Consider the following 23,174-nt stretch of genomic DNA (forward strand, 5'->3'; position numbering starts at 1 on the left):
CCGTCACCGGCGACACCAGGATCGGCACGCTCGACGGCGCGTACACCGGCACGGTGGTCGCCACGTCGAGCACCGGAGCCGTGCGCACCCCGCTCTCGATCGCCCGCGAGGTCGAGAGCTACACCGTCACCGTCAACCACACCGACCTCGACGGCGCCCCCTCCGCGACCGGCGAGACCTTCCTCGGTCAGATCGGCGGTTCGAAGGCGTACTACCTGGCCGAGGACGACGGGAGCAGCCAGGTCCGGGTGCCCAAGGGCGACTACTACGCGTGGAGCACCGTCCCGACGGGGAAGAGGTACGCGCTCCTGGCTGCCCCGAAGCTGACGGTGGACGAGGACACCGTCGTCGACGCCGACGCGCGGACCGCCAAGCCCGTCGAGGTGTCCGTCCCGGAGCCGACCGCCGTGGTCCAGCTCAGCGACGTCGGCGCGACCTGGCCGACGGCGACCGGCACCACCGGCCACAGCAAGGCGCTGCCCGACACCTACGAACCACTGACCGGCCAGATCGGCGAGGACGCCGCACCGAACCGGATGGCCTCGCGGATCGGCGTCCAGTGGCAGGGCACGCCCGTGGGCGACGTGCCGGTCAACTACCGGTTCGCTTCGGCGTGGCGGGGCGAGATGCCCACCGGCTTGGTCCGCGATCTGGGCAAGAAGGACTTCGCCGAGGTCAAGACCACCGTCGGACCGAGTCCCGAGGGCCGCGAGCACGTCCTCGCGCTGAGCCCGGTCGACTCCCTCGGCGCCCTCGGGTTCGCGTGGCGGGCACCCGTCGGCGCGTCCGGCACCGCGACCGACCACGTCGCCGGTGACGGCGTCACGTGGATCTCAACGCACGAACAGCTCTTCGGGAACACCACCGAGGCGGAGCAGAACACGCCGCCGCGGGAGTTCCGAGCGGGCGAGCACTACGACAACCTGCCCGGCCACGCGGTGGTCGGCCCCGCGCTGGACGGGTTCGCCCACGCGCTGGGCAGGAGCGGTTCGACCATCCGCGTCACGGTGCCGATGTTCGGCGACAGCACGGGCGGCGCGGGCTACTCGACGTTCGACAGCGCCAGGACGACGCTCTTCCGCGACGGCGTGAAGATCGGCGAGAGCACCGAACCGGGCAACCTCCGGGGCGACGTGTCGCCGCCCGCGGCGGCCTACCGGCTGGAGGTCGAGGCGACCCGCAGCGGCGTGTCCGAGTTCAGCACCGGGGTCAGCGGCACGTGGACGTTCCGCTCGGCGGAGGTGGGGACGCGGTACACCCCTCTCCCGATGTCGATCATCCGCTTCCGCCCCGACCTCGCCGGGGGGAACACCGCCCCCGCCGATCGCACGTTCGCGGTGCCCCTGGTCGTCCAGCAGAACCCCGGCGCCGACAACGGACGGATCAACCGGATCGCCGTCGACGTCTCGTTCGACGACGGCAAGACCTGGCGGCGCGCCCCCGTCATCGGCAGGTCCGCCCTGGTCCACAACGGCCCCGCGGGCAGCTACGCCTCACTGCGGGCCAAGGCCACCGACAGCAGGGGCAACACCGTCGAGAACACCGTGATCCGCGCCTACAGGATCGCGGGCGGCTGACGGGCGGCGGGCTCGTGGCGTTCGCCCGCCACGAGCCCGCTCACCGGCGGACGCGGCCGAGGAGGTGGGCGGCGACCCGTGCGGCGGCGGCGTCGGCCGTCGCGATGCACGCGGGCACGCCCACGCCGTGCAGCGAAGCACCGGCCACGGCGACACCCGGCAGTTCCGCCACGGCGTGCTCGATGCCGGACACCAGGTCGAGGTGGCCGACGCCGTACTGCGGCAGGCCACCTCCCCACCGGGTCACGACGGTGTCGATCGGCGCGGCGGTGATGCCGGTCAGCTCGGCGAGGTCCGCTCGCACGACCTTCACCAGGTCGGCGTCGGAGCGCTGGAGCAGCGCGGTCTGGCCGAAGCGGCCGACCGACCCGCGCACCAGCAGCGGACCGTCGTCCAGGTGCGCCCACTTGCGGCTGGAGAACGTGAAGGCCTTGGCGGTGAACGGCGTCGTGTCCCGGTACCGCTCGCCCTCGGCGATCAGCACACCGGACCGCTCGGGCAGTTCCGTGCCGGGCGGGAGGGCCATGGCGATGACGGCCATCGAGGCGACGTCGATCTCCGCGTACCGCTTCGCCGCGGCGGGAGCCACGTCGGCGAGGAGCTTGCGCGCCGACGGCGCGGGCACGGCGAGCACGATCCCGTCCACGTCGAGGTACTCCGGCGACGCCGCCGACCCGATCTCCAGCCGCCAGCCGACGTCGCGCCAGGCCAGCGCCCGCACCGGCAGCCCGAAGCGGACGTCGGGGGCCGCGGCCCTCTCCAGCGCGTCGACCAGGGTGCTCAGCCCGCCGGAGAGCGTGCCGAACACCGGCGGGCGCTTCGCGCGGGCCTGCGGCGGCGCGGGCATCGTCGTGGCGGCGGCCGCGAGCAGCGACCCGATCCCGGAGTCCAGGGCCGTCGCGAGCTGCGGCATGGTCGCCCGCAGCCCCAGCGACTTCGGGCTGCCCGCGTAGACACCGCCGAGCAGCGGACCGACCAGCCGCGCGCCGACCTCGGGCCCGAACCGCTCGTGCAGCAGCGTGCCGACGGCGACGTCCGCGCCGTCGAGGTGGATCGGCGGCAGCGCGGGCTCGGCCGCGACGCGGCTGTACCCCTCGTCGGACAGCACGGACCGCACGGCCTCGGCCGACGCGGGCACGCCCATGAGGGTGTGCGCCGGGATGGGCCGGACGTGACCGCCCGCGCGGATGGTCGCGGGGACCCCGGTCGGGTGCACCACGGACGCCGAGATGCCCAGTTCCAGGATCAGCTCGGCCGCTTCGGGCCTGCGCACCAGGAACGCCTCGGTGCCGACGTCGTAGGCGTGCCCGGCCAGCTCGACCGTGCGCAGCTTGCCGCCGAGGCGGTCCGACTGCTCGACGACCGTGATCACGGCCCGCGGGCCGAGCAGCTTGCGGAGCCGGTGCGCCGCGGCCAGACCGGAGACCCCGCCCCCGATCACCGCGACGTGGAGTGGTCTCATCCGGCGGCGTGCACCAGCTCGACCGCCTTGGTGATCATCTCCGGGTCGGTGTCCGGCAGCACGCCGTGCCCGAGGTTGAAGATGTGCCCGGCGGCGGACCTGCCCTCGGCGACGATCCGCTCGACCTCGCGCTGGAGCGCGGGCACGCCCGCGAACAGCAGCGCCGGGTCGAGGTTGCCCTGCACGACCGGCACCGGCAGCTCGGGGGCCGCCTCGCGGAGGCGGCGCACGGCCACGTCCAGCGGGATGCGCCAGTCGACGCCGACGACGTCCGCGCCCGCTTCGCGCATGGCGGGCAGCAGCTCGCCCGTGCCGACGCCGAAGTGGATGCGCGGCACGCCGGAGATCGCGGAGAGGACGCGGGCCGAGTGCGGCAGCACGAACTCCCGGTAGTCGCGCTCGGACAGCGCGCCCGCCCACGAGTCGAACAGCTGCACGGCCGACACGCCGGCGTCGACCTGAGCGGTCAGGAACTCCGCGGTCAGGTCGGCGATCTTCCCGAGCAGCAGGTGCCACAGCTCGGGGTCGCCGTGCATGAGCGCCTTGGTCTTCTCGTGGTTGCGGCTCGGGCCGCCCTCCACGAGGTACGACGCCAGCGTGAAGGGAGCCCCGGCGAACCCGATCAGCGGCACCCCGCCCAGTTCCTTGAGCAGCAGCCCGATCGCGTCCAGCACCGGCTGCACCTGCTCGACCCGCAGCAGGGGCAGGGCGGCCACGTCGGACGCGGTCCGCACCGGGTTCGCGACCACGGGCCCGACACCGGGAACGATGTCCAGGTCGACGCCCGCGGCCTTCAGCGGCACGACGATGTCGCTGAACAGGATCGCCGCGTCCACGTCGTGCCTGCGGACCGGCTGCATCGTGATCTCGCAGACCATCTCCGGGTCCATGCAGGCGTCGAGCATCGCGGTGCCCTCGCGCAGCTTGCGGTACTCCGGCAGTGAACGGCCCGCCTGGCGCATGAACCACACCGGCGTGCGAGAGGGCGTGCCACCGCGCGCGGCGACCAGCAGCGGGGCTTCGGAGAGGAGGGAGTTCGTCATCGTCCCAATCGTCCCACGCCACGGGAAAGGGGTTCGGCGCGGTGCCACCCGCTCGGCGTGCCGCCCGCGAACGGTGGCGCTTTTGGGCATACAGTCGGTGACGTGACCGGAATCGCGGCGGAGCCCGAGCTGTTCCGGCGGGCGGTGGCGACGCTCAAGTCGGTGCGAACCCGACCAGAGCTGGAACTGACCGAAGTACGCCCGCCGCAACGCCTCGCGCCCTGGGCCTACGCACTGACCGCCGAGATAACCGGCCCGTCCGACGAACTGTCGACAGGCAGGCTGGTGCTGCTCCACGACCCGGACGGCGTAGAGGCCTGGGCGGGCGACTTCCGCCTGGTCGCCTACGTGCGAGTCGAACTGGACCCGGAACTGGCGGCTGACCCGCTCCTGCCGGAGGTGGGCTGGTCCTGGCTGGCGGAGTCGCTGGAGGTCTCCGGCGCGTCGTACACGGCCCTGGGCGGCACGGTCACCCAGACGTCGTCGGCGAGGTTCGGCGACATCTCCGGCCCGGCAAGGACCGACGACCTGGAACTGCGCGCCTCCTGGACGGCCCGGGACGCGGAACTGGCAGCGCACGGCACGGCCTTCTTCGACCTCATGGCCACAGCGGTGGGCCTGCCCCCGGTAGGCGTGACGATGTTCGGCCAACGAGCAGGCTCCTAGCCAGCCCACTCACCCCCGAGCGTCAGCCCCGCCAGCACCCTGGGACACCCCTGCCCACCCGCCGGCCACCACCAGCATGCTGGGCCACCAGCCGGCAACCTCGCAGCCAGCCTCCAGCACGCTGTGGCCAATGCAACCCAGGGACCCCTAATGCGAGCCTCAGATCGCACTAAAAGGGCAGCCCACAGACCTACCCGATCACTAATTTCAAGGCTCAGATCCCCACCAAAATCGACCACGTTCGGTCGATCCAGCCCCACCCAAGCAGCAGCCCACCACCACTACCTGACATAACACCAGCTCAGAACCCCAACGCAACAAGAGCAACCGGCCCCGGCCCCAACCATCCCCATTACCCAACCAGGGCCCACCGCCCTTCCAACCCTTCCCCCGGCCGCCCCCGATTTCCCCGACACATCACGCCCGTTTTTGTTCGTCAAGGCATCTTTCCCGCCTTGACAAACAAAAACGGGCATGGAGACGATAAACAAATCGGGGTCAGCCCAGCGACCCGCACCCCACGAACCACACCCACAGCCACACCCACGGCCCCGCGGAGGACCGCCCCACGACCCAAACTGCACAGTATTAATGCACGTGCATTTGCATGATCAATCCGAGTCCCGCAGAACCCTCACCACGTTCCCCCCGGCGAGCTTCGCCAGATCCCCCTCACTCCACTTCCGCTCCACCAGTTCGGCGAACAGGTTCGGGTAGCACGACACGTCCTCCAGCCCCTCCGGGAGCGCCTTCACGCCGTCGTAGTCGCCACCGAGCCCGATGTGGTCGATCCCGGCCACCTCCCGCGCGTGCTCCACGTGCGCGACCACGTCCCGCAGCGTCACGCGCGGCGGCTGTCCGCCACCCGTCCACGAGCGCGTGAACGCGCCGCGCGCCTCCAGGTCGTTGTGGCTCACCCCGGCCGCGTTCATCGCGTCCTTCAGCCGGGCGTCCCACTCCGCGTACGCCTGGGACACGAAGTGCGGCACGAACGTCACCATGCAGACCCCGCCGTTGTCTGCGAGCTTGCCGAGCACGTCGTCCGGCACGTTGCGCGGGTGGTCGGCGACGGCCCGGCAGGACGAGTGGCTGAAGATCAGCGGCTTGGACGTGACCGCCAGGGCGTCGTGCATCGTGCTGGGCGCGACGTGCGACAGGTCGACCAGCATCCCGATCCGGTTCATCTCCCTGACCACGTCCCGGCCGAACGCGGTCAGCCCGCCGTGCACGGGCTCGTCGGTGGCCGAGTCGGCCCACGGGGTGTTCTCGTTGTGCGTGAGCGTCATGTACCGGACGCCGAGGCGCCGCAGCGCCCGCAGCACCCCCAGCGACGAGTTGATCGAGTGCCCGCCCTCGGCGCCCAGCAGCGACGCGATCCGGCCGGAGGCGAACGCCGCCTCGGCCTCGGCGGCGGTGGTCGCGACGGCCAGGTCGTCCGGGTAGCGGGCGGCCAGTTCGTAGACCAGTTCGATCTGCTCCAACACGGCGGTCACCGCTCCGTCACCCGCCAGCTTGCACGGGATCCAGACGGACCAGAACTGGAGGCCCACCCGCCCCTCGCGGAGCCGGACGAGGTCCGTGTGGAGTTCCGGCGTGCGGACCGACAGGTCTACGCGCGCCGCGGTAGCGAAAACGTCGTCCGTTGACTTTTCACTGTTTGAGTCGGTTTCGAAGAAGTCGCGGAGCGCCCAGGGGAGGTCGTTGTGCCCGTCGGCGAGCTGGATCCGGTCGAGAAGTGCCTGCGCACGGTCCCGGCTTGTGCTGCTCGCCACTGGGATCTCCTAGATGTCGTTGTGAGTGAGACTCGCGTTACGGCCCCATCCAGTTGTCAGCCGATCGTGTGACAGAAGGGGTCACCAGTCACAACTCGATAGGGACAGATACCCGATTGATCGTCCCGTAGACCCTCTCGGGCGGCTACGCTGCCCCAGACGACACCACTTTCGGTCGATCAGTGGCGCGGCTGATTGGCCGAAAGTCCCGGTGCCGGTCGGGGGGCACGACCGACTCCAGGGAGGTAGTGACGTGGCTGCCGTCGGCTTAGGTCAGGCCGTTCGTACCACGCCAGCCGGCTCGTTGCCGGCGAACATGGTCCCGCACCCGCGGGAAGAGTTGTTCTCAGTGCTGGTGGTCGACGACCACCCACTGCTGAGGGAGGCGATATCCGCTCGGCTCACCCAGATGGGAGCCGGGACAGTGCATGAGGCCGCATCGGTTGCAGAGGCTCGGGCGCGGGCTCTGGCAACCGGACCTTGCGACCTCGCGATCCTCGACTTGGGCCTGCCGGATGGCACCGGCATCGACCTGGTCACGGAACTCCGTGCCCAGGGCTGGCCGCGAATCGTGGTCCTCGCATCCTCCGACGACCCCTATGCGGTTCGGTCGGCCTTCCAGGCGGGCGCTCAGGCGTACCTCCTGAAGTCGGCCTCGCCCATGGTGGTCACCGACGGGGTGCGCAGGGTTCTCGACGGCGGGGTCTACGCGGATCCGAGTGTGGCTCCGGTGCTCGCAGCGGGCACCAGGGTTCCGGGCACCGACAACACACCGCGGGAGCTTTCCGCGCGTGAGGTCGAGGTCCTCCAGCTGGTCGCCGATGGCCAGAGCAACAAGGAGATCGGCGAAGCGCTCAGCCTTTCCGCGCTCACGGTGAAGTCTCACCTGAGCAGGATCGGGCGCAAGCTGGGCACCGGTGACCGGGCTCAGATGGTGGCGCTGGCCATGCGTGCCGGCGTGATCCGCTGAGCTGGTCGACGCACTGAACCGGCCTGATACACCCGCGAGCGGGACGTTCGTCATAGGGTCATCCGTCGTGGACGTACCCGCCGACGAGCCAACCGAACCAACCGGAGCAGATCCGGTCCCGCTGACGGAACCCGCAGAGGGGGTTCCGCCAGTGGTGTCCGACCTGTCAGCGCTCCGGCGAGCAGCTACGGCTCTCGCCGGGGCGAAGGGTCCGGTCGCGGTGGACACCGAGCGAGCCTCGGGCTACCGCTACTCGCAACGTGCCTACCTGGTGCAACTGCGCCGGGAAGGCGCTGGAACCGTGCTGGTCGATCCGATCGCCCTGGGTGGTCGGCTCGATCCGCTGGTCGAAGCGCTGGAAGGAACCGAGTGGGTGCTGCACGCGGCGTCGCAAGACCTGCCGTGCCTCGCCGAACTCGACCTCCATCCGAGCGTCCTGTTCGACACCGAGCTGGCGGGCAGGCTAGCCGGTTTCGAACGGGTCGCTCTGGGCACGCTCGTCGAGCGCTTGCTCGGCTACCGGCTGGAGAAGGGGCACGGCGCGGCCGACTGGTCGCGCCGCCCCCTTCCCGCTGACTGGCTGAACTACGCGGCGCTCGACGTCGAACTCCTGATCGAGCTGCGCGACGTGCTCGAACAGGAGCTGAAACGCCAGGGCAAGCTCGAATGGGCGCACCAGGAGTTCGAGGCGGCGCGCAACGCGCCGCTGAGTCGTCCTCGTGCCGAACCGTGGCGCCGAACCTCCGGCATCCACCGCATCCGCAACCCCCGGCAGCTGGCCGCGGTGCGCTCGCTGTGGGAGACCAGGGATTCGGTGGCTCGGGAACGCGACATCGCGCCCGGCCGAGTGCTGCCCGACGCCGCTCTCGTCGACGCCGCCGTCCGCGGTCCGGCCGACGAGGCGGCTCTCCTCGCGCTCCCCGTGTTCCGCGGGCGGGCGCAGCGGCGCATGGTGGGCACGTGGCTGGGCGCCTTGCAGCGCGCCGCCGCGCTGCCGCGCACCGAGTTGCCCGAGCCGTCCCCGCACCACGACGGTCCTCCGCCCGCCAACCGCTGGTCCGACAAGGACCCGGCCGCGGCGTTGCGGTTGGCCGCGGTCCGGGCGGCGCTGACGGCCATCGCCGAGGCGAACACCCTGCCCGTGGAGAACCTCCTGCTGCCGGACCTGGTGCGCCGCACCTGCTGGCAGCCCCCGGAGGACCTCACCCCGGCCGGGGTGGAGCGGGCGCTGCTGGACGGCGGCGCCCGGCGTTGGCAGGTCGACCTGACCGTCGACGCCCTCGCGGAGGCGCTCCAGCCCCCGCAGGCCCCTACTGGGTGACCCGCTTACCCCTATCCCTGACCTGAGTGGACCAACGCCCAGGTCAGGGGTAGTGGGAGCGGTGCGGTGCCGGTTCACTGGGCCCTCGTCGGCCCCCACGGCACTGCGAGGTCGGAATGCCCAGCACGATCATCCGGCGGCACCCGCTGCCGCCTGTCCTGGTCCCGCTCGCCGCCGCGGGTGTCGCGCCGAACCCCGGCCCGCCCGCGCACGTCGAGCCGCCCGTCGCGGCGCTCGCCCGCGCGCAGCACCCCGTCGTCCGGACCGAACGCCCGGACGGCCCGCCCGCCACGACCAGAGCGCGGGCGCGCGGCGCCAGATCCTTCCGTGCGGCCTGACGCGCGGGTCTCACCCCCCGCCGAGGAGCCGGGCCGAGGCGTCGCGCTGCGCGAGCCTGCGCAACGCGGCGAGCGCGGCGTCACCCAGGACGGTGGCCACCACCATGCTTTCGAGGACGTCGTCGACCCTGGCGTGCAGCAGCACGTAGTCGAGGTCCTGGCGCGCGATGCCGGCGGACGCCTCGGCGTACGCGTCGAGCTGCGCGGCGAACCGGTGGTGCCCGAGCTTGCGGGCCGCGGTCACCACCCCCGCCAGCGCCAGCGCCGCCGGGTCGTCGGCCATGCCGTCCCACCCGCGCCGGGCCAGCAGCGCGGTCACCTCGTCCTGGGACGCCCGGTCGGCGGGCGGCGGCTCGTCGGTCCCCATGCTGCGCTGCACGACGCCGAGCACCTGGTGCGTGACCACGTCGGCGTTCTCCAGCACGCCGACGACCTCGCCGACCGCGGCGATGGACAGGCCGCCGATGTCGATCAGCGCGCGCACGAGCTTGAGCCTGCGCAGGTGCTCGTCGCCGTAGTCGGCCTGGTTGCGACCGGTCCGCTCGCCGGAGGGCAGGAGCCCTTCACGCAGGTAGTACTTGATCGTCGGCACGGGCACGCCGCTCTTCCTGCTCAACTCCGAGATCCGCACGACCACCCCTCTAGTGCAAACGGCCCAATATGGATAGTCTACCTTTCTGATAGTAGAAAGTGTCACTATCCAGAACTGGAGTCGACGATGCTGCGCAAGGCGCTGGCCTGGCACCCGCCGTTGATGCTCTTCACCCTCGTCATGGTCGCCCTCGTCCCGCTGACCGGGCTCGCGGTGCTCGTGGACGACCGCACCCTCGACGGCGCACCGATCTGGTTCAAGCCGTTCAAGTTCGCCGTCTCGTTCGCCCTCTACGGGGCGACGCTCTCCTGGGCCGTCAGCCTCCCCACCAGGGCGCGCAAGGTCGGCAGGCCGCTCGGCACGATCATCGCCGTCACCAGCACCATCGAGATGGTGATCATCGTCGGGCAGGCCGCCCGCGGGCAGCACAGCCACTTCAACGTCAGCACCACCTTCGACCGGGCCCTGTTCATCGCGATGGGCCTGAGCGTCATGTTCCTGTGGACCTCCACCGCGGTGATCGCCGCGCTGGTGGCGTTCAGCACGTTCGTCGACAAGGCCGCGGGCACCGCCCTGCGCTACGGCCTGCTGATCTCGGTCGCGGGCCTGTCCGTCGGCTTCCTGATGCTCGTCCCCACGCCGGAGCAGATCGAGGACCTCTCCAAGGGCGTCACCGGCGTCGTCGGCGGGCACAGCGTCGGCGTGCCGGACGGCGGCCCGTCGATGGCGGCGACGGGCTGGAACACCACCGGCGGCGACCTGCGCGTGCCGCACTTCCTCGGGATGCACGCGCTCCAGGCGCTCCCGCTGTTCGCGGCGGCGCTCGGGTTCATCCGCTCCCCCAGGCTCGCCGACGGGCGCACCCGCTCGCAGCTCGTCCGGCTCGCCGCCGGGCTGTACGCGGGGCTGTTCGCGCTCACGCTCTGGCAGTCGCTGCGCGGTCAGGCCGTCACGGCCCCCGACGCGCCCACCCTCCTCGCGCTCGCCGCGCTGCTGGCCGTCATCGGCCTCGGCGCCGTGCGGGCGCTCACGTCCTCCACCACGGCGGTGCCGGCATGACCGAAGTCCTCTTCTCGACCACGTTCCTGCTCGCGGTGCCGTTCTGGGCGCTGATGATCCTCGCGCCGAGGTGGCGCACCACGGAGAAGGTCATCGCCTCGCCGCTGATCGTCGTGCCGCCCGCGCTGGTCTACCTCGTGCTGGCGGTCGCCAACCTCCCCGAGCTGTGGGCGGCCGTGTCCGCGCCCGCCCTCGGCCCGCTGGCGGAGTTCCTCGGCACACCGGAGGGCACCGCGCTCGGCTGGGCGCACTTCATCGCCTGGGACCTGTTCGTCGGCCGCTGGATGTACCGGCAGAGCCGTGGACTGGGAGTCCACCCGCTCGTGATGGCGCCGATCCTGCTCGTCACCATCCTCGCGTCACCCATCGGACTGCTGCTCTTCCTGCCCGTTCGCGCACTGCGGGCGCGCCGGGCGGAGCCCGCGCTTACGGTGTGACGCGATCGACAGTGCCACCAGTGTGGTTACTGGCCAGTAACGAGGTCTAAAGTCAGTGTTACCGATCGGTAGCGGCGCGTTCGCGCACACCGCGACCGCCGGTGGAACTTTCCAGTCAGCTCAACGTGGAGGAGACGCCGTGGCCGCACCAGCAGCGCCGGCACCGAGCGGACACGACGTGGCTCGTGGCGTTCGGAACGTGGTCTTCGTCGAGGGCGTCCGCACGCCGTTCGGCAAGGCCGGACCCAAGGGGATCTTCGCGGAGACCCGCGCCGACGACTTGGTGGTCAAGGTGATCCGCGAACTGCTGCGGCGGCACCCCGAACTGCCGCCCGAGCGCGTCGACGAGGTGGCCATCGCCGCCACGACGCAGATCGGCGACCAGGGCCTGACCCTGGGCCGCACGGCGGCGCTGCTGGCGGGGCTGCCCAAGTCCGTGCCCGGCTACTCCGTGGACCGCATGTGCGCGGGCGCCATGACGGCCGTGACGACCGCCGCGAGCGGCATCGCGTTCGGCGCCTACGACGTGGTCATCGCGGGCGGTGTCGAGCACATGGGCCGCCACCCGATGGGCGAGGGCGTCGACCCGAACCCGCGCTTCATCGCGGACCGGATCGTGGACACCTCCGCGCTGGTCATGGGGCAGACCGCGGAGAACCTGCACGACCGGTTCCCCGAGATCACCAAGGACCGCACCGACGCGTACGCCGTGGCCTCGCAGGCCAAGTACGCCGAGGCGGTCAAGGCGGGCAAGATCGGCCCCGAGCTCGTGCCGGTGGCCACCCGCTCCGCGGAGAAGGGCTGGGGCCTGGCCTCCGCCGACGAGCCGCCGCGCCCCGGCACCTCGCTGGACGACCTGGCGAAGCTCAAGACCCCGTTCCGCCCGCACGGCCGGATCACCGCGGGCAACGCGGCCGGTCTGAACGACGGCGCGACCGGCTGCATCCTGGCCGAGGAGGAGACGGCCCGCGAGCTGGGCCTCCCCGTCGGCATGCGGATGGTCGGCTACTCGTTCCTGGGCGTCGAGCCCGAGGTCATGGGCATCGGCCCGGTGCCCGCGACGGAGAAGGCCCTCCAGCGCGCGGGCCTGACCATCGACGACATCGGCCTGTTCGAGATCAACGAGGCGTTCGCCGTGCAGGTGCTGGCGTTCCTCGACCACTTCGGCATCTCCGACGACGACCCCCGCGTGAACCAGTGGGGCGGCGCCATCGCGACCGGCCACCCGCTGGCCTCGTCGGGCGTGCGACTGATGACGCAGCTGTCCCGGCAGTTCGCCGAGCGCCCCGACGTGCGCTACGGCCTCACCTCCATGTGCATCGGCATCGGCATGGGCGGCACCGTGATCTGGGAGAACCCCCTCTGGACGGGAGAGACGAAGTGAGCACGCTGTCCCTCGCCGAAGCCGACGAGCGCTACCCCGACGAGGTCGTGACCACCGCGGTCAGCCGACTCGTCACCGTGCCGGGCGTCGACGGCCAGGTCGCGGTCATCACGATCGACAACGGCCTCGACCACACCCGTCCTTCCACGTTCGGCGTGCGCGGCCTGCTGAGCCTGGGCAACGCCTACGACGAGGCGGCGGCGGCCAACCCCACGGCGATCGTGGTCACCGGCAAGCCGCTGATCTTCGCCGTGGGCGCGGACCTCAACGCCGTGAGCGGCGACCAGCGCGCCGAGGCCGACCTGATCGGCGAGATCGGCCACGCGGCGTTCCGCCGGTTCACCGACTCGACGATCCCGACCTTCGCGTTCGTCAACGGCGCGGTCATGGGCGGCGGCCTGGAGCTGGCGCTGTCGTGCCACTACCGCACGCTGGCGTCGAACGCCGCGGCCGTGGCGCTGCCCGAGCTGTTCCTCGGCCTGTTCCCCGGCTGGGGCGGCACGCAGCTGCTGCCGAACCTGATCGGCGCGAACGACGCGGTCACCGTGATCTTCGAGAACGCGTTGAACCAGAACAAGATGCTCAAGCCCGCGCAGGCCGCGGACCTCGGCGTCGTGGACGTCGTCCTCGACTCGGCCGACTACCTGGAGCAGTCGTTCGCCTGGATGGCGAAGGTGCTCGCCGGTGAGATCACCGTGCCGCGCAAGGAGATCGACCGCGGTGCGGGCTGGGACGCCGCCGTGGCGCGCGCGAAGGCCATCGTGGACGGCAAGACCAAGGGCGCCTCGCCCGGCGCGCTGAAGGCGCTGGAGCTGCTGGAGCTGGCGCGCGAGAACGACCTGGACCGCGGCTACGACGCCGAGACCAGGTTCATGACCGACGTGCTGATGACCGACACGCTGCGGTCGAGCCTGTACGCGTTCGGCCTGGTGCAGAAGCGGGCGAAGAAGCCCGCGGGCGCGCCGGACAAGGCGCTCGCGCGCAAGGTCACCAAGGTCGGCGTCGTGGGCGCCGGTCTGATGGCGTCGCAGATGGCGCTGCTGTTCGCGCGCCGCCTGCACGTGCCGGTCGTGCTGACCGACGTCGACCAGTCCCGTCTGGACAAGGGTGTCGGCTACGTCCACACCGAGGTCGACAAGCTGCTGGGCAAGAAGCGCGTGTCGCCGGACGAGGCGAACCGCCTCAAGGCGCTCGTGACCGGCTCGCTGGACAAGGCGGCGTTCGCCGACGCGGACTTCGTCATCGAGGCCGTGTTCGAGGACCTCGCGGTGAAGCAGCAGGTGTTCGCCGAGGTCGAGGCGCACGTGTCGCCGGAGGCGATCCTCGCCACCAACACGTCGTCGCTGTCCATCACGGACATGGCGTCGAAGCTGGCGCACCCCGAGCGGGTCGTGGGCTTCCACTTCTTCAACCCGGTCGCGGTCATGCCGCTGGTGGAGGTCGTGCGCGCCGAGCAGACCGACGACGCCACGCTGGCCACCGCGTTCTCGGTCGGCAAGCAGCTGAAGAAGTCCTGCGTGCTCGTCAAGGACGCGCCGTCGTTCGTCGTGAACCGCCTCCTCACCCGCTTCATGGGCGAGGTCGTGAAGTCCATCGACGAGGGCACGCCGTTCGAGGTGGCCGACAAGGCGACCGAGCCGCTCGGCCTGCCGATGTCGCCGCTGATCCTGTTGCAGCTCGTCGGTTCCGCCGTCGCGCTGCACGTGTCCGAGACGATGCACCACGCGTTCCCGGACCGCTTCAGCGTGAGCCCGAACCTGTCGAGGTTCGTCGCGGCGGGCAAGACCGCGGTGTGGCAGTGGGACGCGCAGGGCAACCAGACCGTCGACCCCGAGGTCGCCGCGCTCTGGGAGTTCGGCGACCACGCGCTGACGGCCGACCAGGTCAAGGCGCGCGCGCTGGAGGGCATGGCCGAGGAGATCCGGCTCATGCTGGACGAGGGCGTCGTCGCCGAGGCGAAGGACATCGACCTCTGCATGATCCTCGGCGCGGGCTGGCCGTTCTGGCTGGGCGGCATCACCCCGTACCTCGACCGGGAGGGCATCTCGGAGAAGGTCACGGGCAAGCGCTTCCTGGAGCCCGGCGTGGCGTCACTGCCCGCGTAGGGGTTCCGACGACGACGGCGCCCGGTCCCCTCACGGGGGTCGGGCGCCGTCGTCGTCGTGCCTAGTGGATCGAGAGCGCGTCCACGCAGCCGCCCGCGCGGACCAGGTACACGTCGATGCGCATGGCCTTCAAGGCGTTCGCGGTGTCGGCGAGCAGTTCGCGGTAGCAGACGAAGTCCGGCAGGCCGATGCCGACGATGTCGTCCGGGCAGTCCTGGCGCAGCCGCAGCACCTTCAGCAGCGCGTCGGCGTACCAGCGCTCGGCCTGCTCCATGGGGTGCGGCGGGTTCGAGTCCGATGTGGACCTCTTCGTCGGGAAGCCGCGGGACTCCACGTGCAGGAGCCTCCCGCCGCGCTGCGCCATGATCCGGTCGCCCCGCAGGAAGACCCAGCCGTCCATCTCGAAGTAGCGGACCAGCTCCGCGAGGACGTTGCCCTCCCAGTGCCACTCGTGCGCGGCGCTGCGCCTGATGTCCGCGCGCGGCAGTTCGGTGACGAGGCTGTTCATCACCGGTCGGCCGAAGTCGTCGCGGTGCAGGATGCCCGCGTCGGCCAGCGTGCGGCAGCGCGAGTTGACCTGGTCGTGGACGACGCGCAACTGCGACGCGATCTGCGCGTCGGTGAGCCCGTTGGGGAAGTGGCCCAGCAGCGCCACGATCCGATCCGCCAACGTGAAGCCGTCTGTCATGCACCCATTATCGACGGCGAATGATTCCCCGTTACCTCGACTTCGCCCGGTCAGCGGTCGCCGACCGAGCGTGACCGCCTCGTCCGGGTGAGCAATGAGGAGCGTTCGGGATCGGCGGGTGACGGCGGTTGGTACGGCCGAGTCACAGCGGCGCGTCAGCCGGGTGAGAGGGGTGGTGGCCGGGTCCCGCCGGCTGATTCTCGTCACATGGACACACACCGCCGCAGAGTCCGCCGACGACGATCCCGGAAACCCGACCCGGTGCGCCTGGACGAGTTCGCCGAGTTCCTCGACGCGGACACGGGCTGGCGCGACGAGGTGCGCGTGCGGCTGGTCGCCCGCATCGACCCGCGGCTGGTCGAACGCACCTCGTGCCACCGGGTCGCCGAACTGGCGGAGGAACTGGACACCCAGGTCACCGTGGAGCCCCGGCCGGACGCCACGTTCGACATCGCGAAGGCGGTGCACTGCCGGGTGCCGTTCAAGGGCGTGGTGCGGCTGCGGCACACCGCCCGCAACCTGCGGGTGCTCGGCGTCTACCTGTGCGCCGAGGCGGGCCGCGACCTCGGCGGGTGCCCGTGCGCCGCCGCGCTCGCCGCCGACCCGAGCGACGCGGCCGTGCGGCACGTCATCGGCAGCGCGCTGGACCGCGCGGGGCTGTGAGGCGGGGCGCGCTCAGACCGCGAGGACCTTCACCGCGCGTTCCAACCCGATGAAGTCCTTGACGTTCCGCGTGAGCACCGGCATGCCGTTCGCGGCGGCCGTGGCGGCGATCTGGAGGTCCATCCGCCGCGGCCGGGCGCTGCGACCGCTGCGCCGGACCAGGGCGGCCAGCGTGCCGTAGACCTTCGCCGCGGCCGTGTCGAACGGCAGCACCTCGAACGCCTCCAGGGCGGCGTAGTACCGCTCGGTGCGGGCGAAGCGCTCCACCGGGTCGTCGACGTCGAGGCCGTAGGCCAGTTCGGCGACCGTGACGGCGCTGATCGCGGGTTCGGCGTCCACGAGGTCGCCGAAGTCGATCTCCTCCAGCCTGATCACCACGCACGTGTCGAGCAGGATCCGGTCGGTCACCCGCGCCACGCGTCTTCCAGGGGGTCGTCCGCGCCGAAGACCCGGTCGTCGGCCAGCCGGTCGGCGTCCCAGCGGGCGGCGTCCACGGGGGGCAGCGTGCGGAACCCGGCCTGCACCTCGCCCAGGGTCCGCCGCGGCCCGTCCGCCTCGGCGGTGTGCGGCACGAGGTCGGCGACCGGGCGCCCGTTGCGGGTCACCACGAACGCCTCCCCCGCCTCGACGCGCCGCATGATCTCGGCGTTGTCGTTGCGCAGTTCCCGCTGCCCGATGGCCGTCTTCACACGCCCAGCGTAGCGCTTTTGGGCCGAATTGCGCTACAGAGGTGCTACAGCCAGCAGGGGCACGTCCCACGTCGTCGCGACCCGTTCCGCGGTCTCCACCGTGGAACGGCTCACGGCCACCACGAGGTCCGCCGAGGGCCAGTCCGCCACCCCGCCCGCGCACGAGGCCACGGTCAGGTCCAGCACCCGCCCGCCGTGCGCGCGCACGACCGCCGTGACCGCGTCCCGAGCCTCCCGGCTCGCCCGGTCGAACCCGCGCAGCACCGCCACGGTGCCGCCGGCGGCCAGCAGGTCGGGCTGGACGGTCAGCAGCGCCTCGACGGAGTCGACCAGCGCGGCGCGGTCGTCGTCGAGGGTGGGGCGGCGGCTGAGGGTGCTGGTCATGGTGGTTCTCGCTTTCGGCGCACGGGGTTGCTCCTTCCGTGTTACCCCCATCCACGCGGCCTGCCACTGTTGTTTCGATCACGCGCGAACCGGGAATCACCGCGACCGTGGGCGACATCAGGATCGGCACCTCCGGCTGGACCTACCCGGAGTGGCGCGGAGCCTTCTACCCCAGGGGCCTGGCGCGGGGGCGGGAGCTGGAGCACCTGGCCGAGCGGGTCAACTCCCTGGAGCTCAACAGCACGTTCTACGGGCCGCGGCAGCCGAAGCACTACCGCTCGTGGGCGGCCCGCACGCCGGACGACTTCGTGCTCGCCGTGAAGGGCCCGAAGACCGTCACCCACGACAAGCGCCTGCGCGACGTCGGGGACGACCTCACGGCGTTCTTCGCCTCCGGCGTCCACGAGCTGGGCGCCAAGCTCGGCCCGGTCCTCTGGCAGCTGCCGCCGTGGCTGCCGTTCAAGCCCGAGCGCGTGACCGCCTTCCTCGACGCGCTGCCGCGGGACGTCCGGCACGCCGTCGAGGTGCGCCACCCGAGCTTCGCCGACCCCGAGTTCCTCGGCCTGCTGCGCGAGCGGGGTGTCGCCGTCGTCCTCGCGGACTCGGCTGGCCGGTTCCCCGTGCTCGACGAGCTCACCGCCGACTTCGCCTACCTGCGCCTGCACGGGGCTGGCGAGCTGTACGTGAGCGCCTACGGTCCCGCCGAGCTGGACCGCTGGGCGGGCGAGGTCCGCGAGCTGGCGGAGGACCGGGACGTGTTCGTGTACTTCGACAACACGCTGAGCGGTGCGGCGCCCTACAACGCGATGGCCCTGGCGGACAGGGTCGGCAGCGCGTCGAGCCCGATGCCGAACAGGCCGCGGTAGGCGTCCAGCAGCTCCGCGCCGGTCAGCTCGCGCTCGGACTTCCGGCCGCCCTCGGTGGTGATCAGCCGGTTGCCGCTGACCGTGACCCGCCCGGTGGCGGTCGGCAGGGACGCGAGCGGGCCGCGGGTGAACCGGGAGTCGGGCGAGGTCTGCTGGTACCAGCACATCGGACCGAAGTCGGACAGGGACCTGGGGCGCTGTTCGAGGCGGTACCGCGGCTCTCCGTCCATCAGCACGTCCACGTCGCCGCCGTCGGCGTCGACCACCCGGAACGTGCCCGCGGGGTCGGTCTGGTCGGTGCGGACGTCCAGGCGCAGCGGGCGGAACGCGAACTCGCCGAAGCCGACGTCGACCAGGGCGCCGTCGACGCGCAGCGCCACGTGCTCGAACGGGGCGGTCAGCGCGTCGCCCGGGTGGACCCTGGCGGCCAGGAACTCGACCTCGTGGCCGAGCGCGCGCAGCAGCGCGGCGAAGGCCCCGTTGAGCTCGTAGCAGAAGCCGCCGCGCCGCCGTTCGACGATCTTGGCCACCAGCGCGTCCTCGTCGAGCACGATCCGCTCGCCCAGGTGGATGCCCAGGTTCTCGAACGGGACGGCGCGCAGGTGCAGCTCCTGGAGGTCCGCCACGGGCGCGGTCCGCGCCGCGCCGATCCTGGACAGGTACGCGTCGACCGCTTCCGGCGTCATGGCCTGAGCTTCACCCGCCGGCGACGGGAACGCCAGGCGGTGCCAGGTCGCGCATCCCGCGCAGCGGCGACAGCACGAGCCACAGCGACGACAGCAGCACGCCCGCCGCGGCGACGACGAGCGCGCCCCGCACGCCCAGCAGGGTCGCCGCGGCGCCGCCGAACAGGCTGCCCACCGGGATGGCGCCCCAGATCACGACCGTCGAGGTGGCGTTGACCCTGCCGAGCAGGTGGGGCGGGCAGACCGCCTGCCGGTAGCTGACGACCAGGACGCTGACGCAGATGATCCCGAAGCTGGTGACGCAGGTGGCGACGACGTAGCAGACCAGGCCCCAGCCGGGGCTGGTCAGGGGGAACAGCGGGAACGCGACCCCGCAGGCGACGCCGCCGATCCACAGCAGCCGCGCCTCGCCGATCCACGCGGCCAGGCGGCCGGTCAGCAGCGCGGCCGAGACCGCGCCGAGCAGGCCGACGCTGCCGAGCAGGCCGATCACGACCGGGGACAGGTGGACGTCGCGGACCAGGAACACGACCACCACGGCCGAGTGGGCGGACTGGAAGACCGAGAACGTGGCCCCGTGGCAGCTGATCGCCCGCAGCACGGGGTGGCCGAAGACCACGCCGAGGCCTTCGCGGACCTCGGGCCACATCCGCCGCCGCTCGGCGTCGGGCACGGGTTCGACCGCCCGGATCCCCCGCAGCCACAGCGCGGACCACAGGTACGTGCAGGCGTCGACCAGCAGCGCCACGGGCGCGCCGAGCCACTGCACCAGCCCGCCGCCGAGGCTCGGGGCGACGATGGCGGCGGTCGACCGGTTGAGCTGGAGCTTCGTGTTGGCCTCGACGAGGTGGGCGCGGTCGACGAGCCGGGGCACGTACGACGGGTGGGCGATGTCGAAGACGACCGTGAGCGTGCCGGTGACCAGCACGACGACGAAGAGCTGCGCCAGCGTGAGGACCCCGGCCGCGGCGGCGACCGGCACGCTGAGCAGCGCGAGCGCCCGCCCGAGGTCCGCGGCGACCAGCAGCGGGCGGCAGCGCAGCCGGTCGCACCACACGCCGACCTGGAGCCCGATCAGCAGGAACGCGATCGTCTGGCCGAACCGCAGCATCGCCACCTCGAACGACGTGGCGTCGAGCACCCGCACCGCGAGCAGCGGCACGGCCAGCACGGTGACGCCGGTGCCGACCTGGCTGACCACGTCCGCCGCCCACAGCAGGCGGAAATCCCTGTTCCTCAGCAACCCCATGCCGACATGATGCCGGCAACGGCAACTAACTTGAGCCTGGTTGGGTCAACTTGTGCAGCGCCGGGAGGATGGACGTCACGAGCGTCCACGCGCCGGGGATGAGCAGGAGCGCGGCGACCGCGACGGCGGGGAACATGAGCATCGACTCGACCGGCCCGCCGGTGCGGAAGCGCAGCCACTTCGGCGGGCGCAGCTCGTACCAGGTCTCCCCCGCGATGGGCAGCGGGAACAGGAACGGGCAGCCGGAGATCGTCACGGCGTCGCCGAGGCAGTGCACGAAGCACCCGACGGCCACGGCGATGCCCAGCACGCCGGACAGGCCCTCCATCTGGACCAGGGCGGCGTCGAAGCCGAACCGGACGAGCCACCACCCGGCGGCGCCGACGAACACGACCGCGACCCAGTCGCCGAGCGCCGCCTCGGCGAGCAGCACGGCGAAGACCGCGACGCCGAGCACGGCCCACCTGCCGCCCAGCTCCGTGAGACCGGCGGTGAGGTAGCCGAGCAGCACGGCGAACAGGACGGTGTGCGACAGGTGCCGGTGCTCGCCGGTCACCGGTTCGTCGCGCGGCCCCTTGGTGATCGCGTAGACGTACCTCGACGACTTGCGGAGCACGAACGAGACGACCCCGGTCAGCGGGCCGAGGTAGCGCGACGCGGTCGAGTGCCGGTGGTCGAAGTCGGGCAGCAGCGCGAACCCGGCCGTCACCAGTCCGAGGAGGACGGCTCCGCCCAGGTCGCCGTGGCCCAGCAGTGGGGCGATCCCCAGTCCCGCACACCACCCGGTGAGCGCGTGCGTTCGTCCCATCACCCGTTCGAGCATCCGGGGCGGGCGGTTCAAGGTCAAGTTCGCCCGACTTTCCGCTTCGCGGCCGCCGGGGCAGCATGGGTGCGGTGGGCGAGATCAGGATCGGCACGTCGGGCTGGGTGTACCCGCCGTGGCGCGGTGTCTTCTACCCGCCGGGCCTGGCGCGGAAGCGGGAGCTGGAGCACCTGTCGCGGCAGGTGACCTCGGTGGAGGTCAACGGCTCGTTCTACTCGCTGCAACGGCCGTCGAGCTACCTGGAGTGGGCCGCTCGGACACCGGACGACTTCGTGTTCTCGGTCAAGGGCGGCCGGTTCATCACGCACCTCAAGCGCTTGCGGGACAGCGGGGGCGCGCTGGCGAACTTCTTCGCCTCCGGCGTGCTGGCGCTCGGCCCGAAGCTGGGGCCGGTGCTCTGGCAGCTGCCGCCGACCCTGGGGTTCGACCCCGACCTGCTGGTCGGGTTCTTCGGCGACCTGCCCCGCACGACGAGCGCCGCGGCCGAGCTGGCGACCCGGCACGACGAGCGCGTCGACCCGGCGTGGACGACGACCGACGCCGACCGGCCGCTGCGGCACGCGCTGGAGGTCCGCCACCCGAGCTTCACCGACCCCCGGTTGCCCGACCTGTTGCGCGAGCACGGGATCGCGCTGGTGGTCGCGGACTCGGCGGGGAAGTTCCCGCGCCTGGAGGCCGTGACCGCCGACTTCGTCTACGTCCGGCTGCACGGCGCCGACGAGCTGTACGTCAGCGGCTACACCGACGAGGGGCTCGACGAGTGGGCGGCGAAGGTCCGCGCCTGGGCCGGTCGCGGTGACGTGTTCGTCTACTTCGACAACGACGCGAAGGTCATGGCTCCGCGCGACGCGGTAGCGCTGATCCGGAAGGTCGAGTAGCCGCTTCGGCGTGTCGCGCACACGATGAGGTGAACGGCGGGCGACTCCGGCGCGGGATCAGGCCGAACGGCCGAGTCTGGAGCGGTGCGCGAGCGACGGAGGTTGACCATGACCCGAAGCCTGGTGACGGCGTTGGCCATCACGGCGGGCGCCCTCGTCGCGAGCGGCACCGCCGCGGCCCAGCAGTCCGCCGAGCCCGTGTGCGACCGCGGCGAGTTCTGCCTGTGGGGCGGCGTCGAGTACACCGGTCCGGCGAAGCGGCTCGACCTGGAGTCGGCGAACCCCGGCGAGTGCATCCCGCTGCCGGGCGGGCTGGTGGCCCGCTCGTTCGTGAACCGGCTGACCAGGGACGCGAGCGTCTTCCAGGGCGAGACGTGCTCGACGGAGGCCGAGTTCACCACCTACCCCGGCAAGGGCACGTACGTGCCGGACGCCCCTTTCGTCGTGCGGGCTATCCAGGTGTGGGAGCGCTGAGGGCGAGCAGTTCCGCCACGGCCTCCTCGGCGGCGCCGTCCGGGATGAGGGCGATGGCGAGCATCGGGGCACCGACCCTGGCCCACGTGAGCAGCCGGTCGCCGTCGAGCCCCGCGGCCTCGGCGAGCGCCGCGCACCGGTTCTCGACGCCGTCCAGCCCGGCTCCGGCCAGCACGTAGTCGAAGGCGTCGAAGCACGGGTCGCCGACGCAGACCTTCGGGTCGATGGCCACGAGTCCGCGCGGGCCGCCGTCGAGCACGTTGCCCAGGTGCAGGTCGCCGTGCAGCACGACCCGCGCCGCCGCGGTGTCGAGCAGCGCCTCGCAGCGCCGCGCCGCCAGGTCCCAGGTGCGGCGGCTGATCCGCGCGCCGATCGCGGGTTCCGCCAGGCGCCGGCCGATGCGGGCGAAGGACTCGCCGGTGCGGTCGCGCAGGTCGCGCGGGGCGTCGGCGGGCGGCTCGACGGCGTGCAGGGCGCCCACCAGGTCGGCCCACAGCTCCGGTGAGGGGTGCCGGTCGAGTTCGTCGGCGGCCGTGCCGGGCCGGACCTCCTCCAGCACCACGGCGTCCGCGCGGGCGGCGAGCACGGCGGGCACCCGGCCGGAGGGGGCGAACCGGCGCAGCATCGCGACCTGCTCGGCCAGGAACGGCTCCTCCGGGCTGAGCTTGAGCACGGCGGGGGTGCCGTCGGGCCACGCGCAGCGCACCGCGACCGACGACGCGCCGTCGGTGATCAGCTCTCCCAGGGCCAGTCCCCACTCGGCGGCGGCCCGCTCCGCGCGGGCGGGCGCGCCCGCGCACCAGTCGGCGACCGACGGTCCGAAGCGACGGGTCAGGCGTTCGGTGATCTCCTCGACGTCCACCCGCGAAACCCTCCCAGAACACGATTCGCGATCACATCGAATTGTTCGTGGCCCGCCAGGGGGAATCGTGCGTCCACCGAGTGCGTGACCACGGGAATTCCGCGCGAAATTGGTAACTCTGCGAGATCAGCCTCGCCCGATAGCGACCACTCGATCGTGTGAACACCCTTCAACAACGCTGGTCGT

24 protein-coding genes and 1 pseudogene are annotated in these 23,174 nt (G+C 71.9%); 13 read left to right on the forward strand and 12 right to left on the reverse strand.

What is annotated here, in order from left to right; translation table 11 throughout:
- Nucleotides 1–1,577, forward strand: a pseudogene (locus tag VFZ92_RS27005) (peptidase S8); the annotation flags it as partial.
- Nucleotides 1,578–1,617: 40 nt separating this feature from the next.
- Here VFZ92_RS27005 and hemG read toward each other — a convergent pair.
- Nucleotides 1,618–3,039 (reverse strand): protoporphyrinogen oxidase, encoded by a 1,422-nt coding sequence (gene hemG / locus VFZ92_RS27010; protein ID WP_330878847.1) that lies wholly within the window; start codon nt 3,037–3,039, stop codon nt 1,618–1,620.
- Complete coding sequence (gene hemE, locus VFZ92_RS27015) at nt 3,036–4,082, reverse strand: uroporphyrinogen decarboxylase (RefSeq protein WP_330878848.1); 1,047 nt, start codon at nt 4,080–4,082, stop codon at nt 3,036–3,038. The genes hemG and hemE overlap by 4 nt, the downstream gene beginning before the upstream one ends.
- 102 nt (nt 4,083–4,184) lie before the next feature.
- On the opposite strand from hemE, the gene VFZ92_RS27020 reads away from it, so the two are divergent.
- The gene (locus VFZ92_RS27020; protein ID WP_330878849.1) at nt 4,185–4,748 is read left to right on the forward strand and encodes a DUF3000 domain-containing protein; all 564 of its coding nucleotides are present in this window, start codon (nt 4,185–4,187) and stop codon (nt 4,746–4,748) included.
- A gap of 611 nt (nt 4,749–5,359) precedes the next feature.
- Here VFZ92_RS27020 and VFZ92_RS27025 read toward each other — a convergent pair.
- The gene (locus VFZ92_RS27025; protein ID WP_330878850.1) at nt 5,360–6,520 is read right to left on the reverse strand and encodes a dipeptidase; all 1,161 of its coding nucleotides are present in this window, start codon (nt 6,518–6,520) and stop codon (nt 5,360–5,362) included.
- A 316-nt stretch (nt 6,521–6,836) separates the two neighbouring features.
- Here VFZ92_RS27025 and VFZ92_RS27030 point away from each other — a divergent pair, with 316 nt between their 5' ends.
- From VFZ92_RS27030 to VFZ92_RS27040, 3 genes are all read left to right on the forward strand, one after another.
- A complete protein-coding gene (locus tag VFZ92_RS27030; RefSeq protein WP_181320591.1) occupies nt 6,837–7,490 on the forward strand; it encodes a response regulator in 654 nt (217 codons plus the stop codon).
- Between the two features lie 67 nt (nt 7,491–7,557).
- Complete coding sequence (locus VFZ92_RS27035; protein WP_330878851.1) at nt 7,558–8,811, forward strand: ribonuclease D; 1,254 nt, start codon at nt 7,558–7,560, stop codon at nt 8,809–8,811.
- Nucleotides 8,812–8,927: 116 nt separating this feature from the next.
- Nucleotides 8,928–9,149 carry a hypothetical protein gene (locus tag VFZ92_RS27040; RefSeq protein WP_330878852.1) on the forward strand — a complete coding sequence of 74 codons (222 nt, stop codon included), beginning with the start codon at nt 8,928–8,930 and terminating at the stop codon, nt 9,147–9,149.
- 10 nt (nt 9,150–9,159) lie between these two features.
- Here VFZ92_RS27040 and VFZ92_RS27045 read toward each other — a convergent pair whose 3' ends face one another.
- A complete protein-coding gene (locus VFZ92_RS27045; RefSeq protein ID WP_330878853.1) occupies nt 9,160–9,765 on the reverse strand; it encodes a MerR family transcriptional regulator in 606 nt (201 codons plus the stop codon).
- Nucleotides 9,766–9,867: 102 nt separating this feature from the next.
- Between VFZ92_RS27045 and VFZ92_RS27050 the strand changes: the two genes are divergently transcribed.
- The 4 genes from VFZ92_RS27050 to VFZ92_RS27065 all read left to right on the forward strand — a co-directional run bounded on the left by VFZ92_RS27050 (nt 9,868) and on the right by VFZ92_RS27065 (nt 14,726).
- Nucleotides 9,868–10,800, forward strand: a complete 933-nt coding sequence (locus VFZ92_RS27050; RefSeq protein WP_330878854.1) for a hypothetical protein — start codon at nt 9,868–9,870, stop codon at nt 10,798–10,800.
- Complete coding sequence (locus VFZ92_RS27055; protein WP_330878856.1) at nt 10,797–11,237, forward strand: ABA4-like family protein; 441 nt, start codon at nt 10,797–10,799, stop codon at nt 11,235–11,237. The genes VFZ92_RS27050 and VFZ92_RS27055 overlap by 4 nt, the downstream gene beginning before the upstream one ends.
- A gap of 139 nt (nt 11,238–11,376) precedes the next feature.
- Nucleotides 11,377–12,621 carry a thiolase family protein gene (locus VFZ92_RS27060; RefSeq protein ID WP_330878857.1) on the forward strand — a complete coding sequence of 415 codons (1,245 nt, stop codon included), beginning with the start codon at nt 11,377–11,379 and terminating at the stop codon, nt 12,619–12,621.
- The gene (locus VFZ92_RS27065; protein ID WP_330878858.1) at nt 12,618–14,726 is read left to right on the forward strand and encodes a 3-hydroxyacyl-CoA dehydrogenase NAD-binding domain-containing protein; all 2,109 of its coding nucleotides are present in this window, start codon (nt 12,618–12,620) and stop codon (nt 14,724–14,726) included. The genes VFZ92_RS27060 and VFZ92_RS27065 overlap by 4 nt, the downstream gene beginning before the upstream one ends.
- A 61-nt stretch (nt 14,727–14,787) precedes the next feature.
- Here the strand turns inward: VFZ92_RS27065 and VFZ92_RS27070 are convergent, their stop codons facing one another.
- The gene (locus VFZ92_RS27070) at nt 14,788–15,414 is read right to left on the reverse strand and encodes a hypothetical protein (protein WP_330878859.1); all 627 of its coding nucleotides are present in this window, start codon (nt 15,412–15,414) and stop codon (nt 14,788–14,790) included.
- A 261-nt stretch (nt 15,415–15,675) separates the two neighbouring features.
- Here VFZ92_RS27070 and VFZ92_RS27075 point away from each other — a divergent pair, with 261 nt between their 5' ends.
- The gene (locus VFZ92_RS27075; RefSeq protein WP_330878860.1) at nt 15,676–16,077 is read left to right on the forward strand and encodes a hypothetical protein; all 402 of its coding nucleotides are present in this window, start codon (nt 15,676–15,678) and stop codon (nt 16,075–16,077) included.
- Nucleotides 16,078–16,089: 12 nt separating this feature from the next.
- Here VFZ92_RS27075 and VFZ92_RS27080 read toward each other — a convergent pair whose 3' ends face one another.
- Genes VFZ92_RS27080 through VFZ92_RS27090 form a run of 3 tightly spaced genes read right to left on the reverse strand, consistent with a single transcriptional unit; the run spans nt 16,090 to nt 17,150 of the window.
- Complete coding sequence (locus VFZ92_RS27080; protein ID WP_330878861.1) at nt 16,090–16,494, reverse strand: type II toxin-antitoxin system VapC family toxin; 405 nt, start codon at nt 16,492–16,494, stop codon at nt 16,090–16,092.
- On the reverse strand, nt 16,482–16,766 hold the full coding sequence (locus VFZ92_RS27085) for a type II toxin-antitoxin system prevent-host-death family antitoxin (protein ID WP_330878862.1): 285 nt from the start codon (nt 16,764–16,766) through the stop codon (nt 16,482–16,484). The genes VFZ92_RS27080 and VFZ92_RS27085 overlap by 13 nt, the downstream gene beginning before the upstream one ends.
- 33 nt (nt 16,767–16,799) lie before the next feature.
- Nucleotides 16,800–17,150, reverse strand: coding sequence for a hypothetical protein (locus VFZ92_RS27090; protein WP_330878863.1), 351 nt, complete (start codon nt 17,148–17,150; stop codon nt 16,800–16,802).
- 107 nt (nt 17,151–17,257) lie between these two features.
- Between VFZ92_RS27090 and VFZ92_RS27095 the strand changes: the two genes are divergently transcribed.
- Entirely contained in the window at nt 17,258–18,016 is a 759-nt protein-coding gene (locus tag VFZ92_RS27095; protein ID WP_330878864.1) for a DUF72 domain-containing protein, read from the forward strand.
- Here the strand turns inward: VFZ92_RS27095 and VFZ92_RS27100 are convergent.
- From VFZ92_RS27100 to VFZ92_RS27110, 3 genes are read right to left on the reverse strand one after another with little or no spacing between them, the layout of a single operon-like run.
- On the reverse strand, nt 17,947–18,702 hold the full coding sequence (locus tag VFZ92_RS27100; protein WP_330878865.1) for an arylamine N-acetyltransferase family protein: 756 nt from the start codon (nt 18,700–18,702) through the stop codon (nt 17,947–17,949). The genes VFZ92_RS27095 and VFZ92_RS27100 overlap by 70 nt on opposite strands.
- A 10-nt stretch (nt 18,703–18,712) precedes the next feature.
- A complete protein-coding gene (locus tag VFZ92_RS27105; RefSeq protein WP_330878866.1) occupies nt 18,713–19,951 on the reverse strand; it encodes an MFS transporter in 1,239 nt (412 codons plus the stop codon).
- Between the two features lie 25 nt (nt 19,952–19,976).
- Nucleotides 19,977–20,759: a metal-dependent hydrolase gene (locus VFZ92_RS27110; protein ID WP_330878867.1), complete on the reverse strand. Its 783-nt coding sequence runs from the start codon at nt 20,757–20,759 to the stop codon at nt 19,977–19,979.
- A 77-nt stretch (nt 20,760–20,836) separates the two neighbouring features.
- On the opposite strand from VFZ92_RS27110, the gene VFZ92_RS27115 reads away from it, so the two are divergent.
- Nucleotides 20,837–21,652, forward strand: coding sequence for a DUF72 domain-containing protein (locus VFZ92_RS27115; RefSeq protein WP_330878868.1), 816 nt, complete (start codon nt 20,837–20,839; stop codon nt 21,650–21,652).
- Between the two features lie 108 nt (nt 21,653–21,760).
- Nucleotides 21,761–22,126, forward strand: a complete 366-nt coding sequence (locus VFZ92_RS27120) for a peptidase inhibitor family I36 protein (RefSeq protein ID WP_330878869.1) — start codon at nt 21,761–21,763, stop codon at nt 22,124–22,126.
- On the opposite strand, the gene VFZ92_RS27125 is transcribed toward VFZ92_RS27120, so the two are convergent.
- On the reverse strand, nt 22,104–22,988 hold the full coding sequence (locus VFZ92_RS27125) for an aminoglycoside phosphotransferase family protein (protein ID WP_330878870.1): 885 nt from the start codon (nt 22,986–22,988) through the stop codon (nt 22,104–22,106). The genes VFZ92_RS27120 and VFZ92_RS27125 overlap by 23 nt on opposite strands.
- Between the last annotated feature and the right edge of the window lie 186 nt (nt 22,989–23,174).

This window comes from Umezawaea sp., assembly GCF_036375055.1.
Taxonomy (GTDB): Bacteria; Actinomycetota; Actinomycetes; order Mycobacteriales; family Pseudonocardiaceae; genus Umezawaea.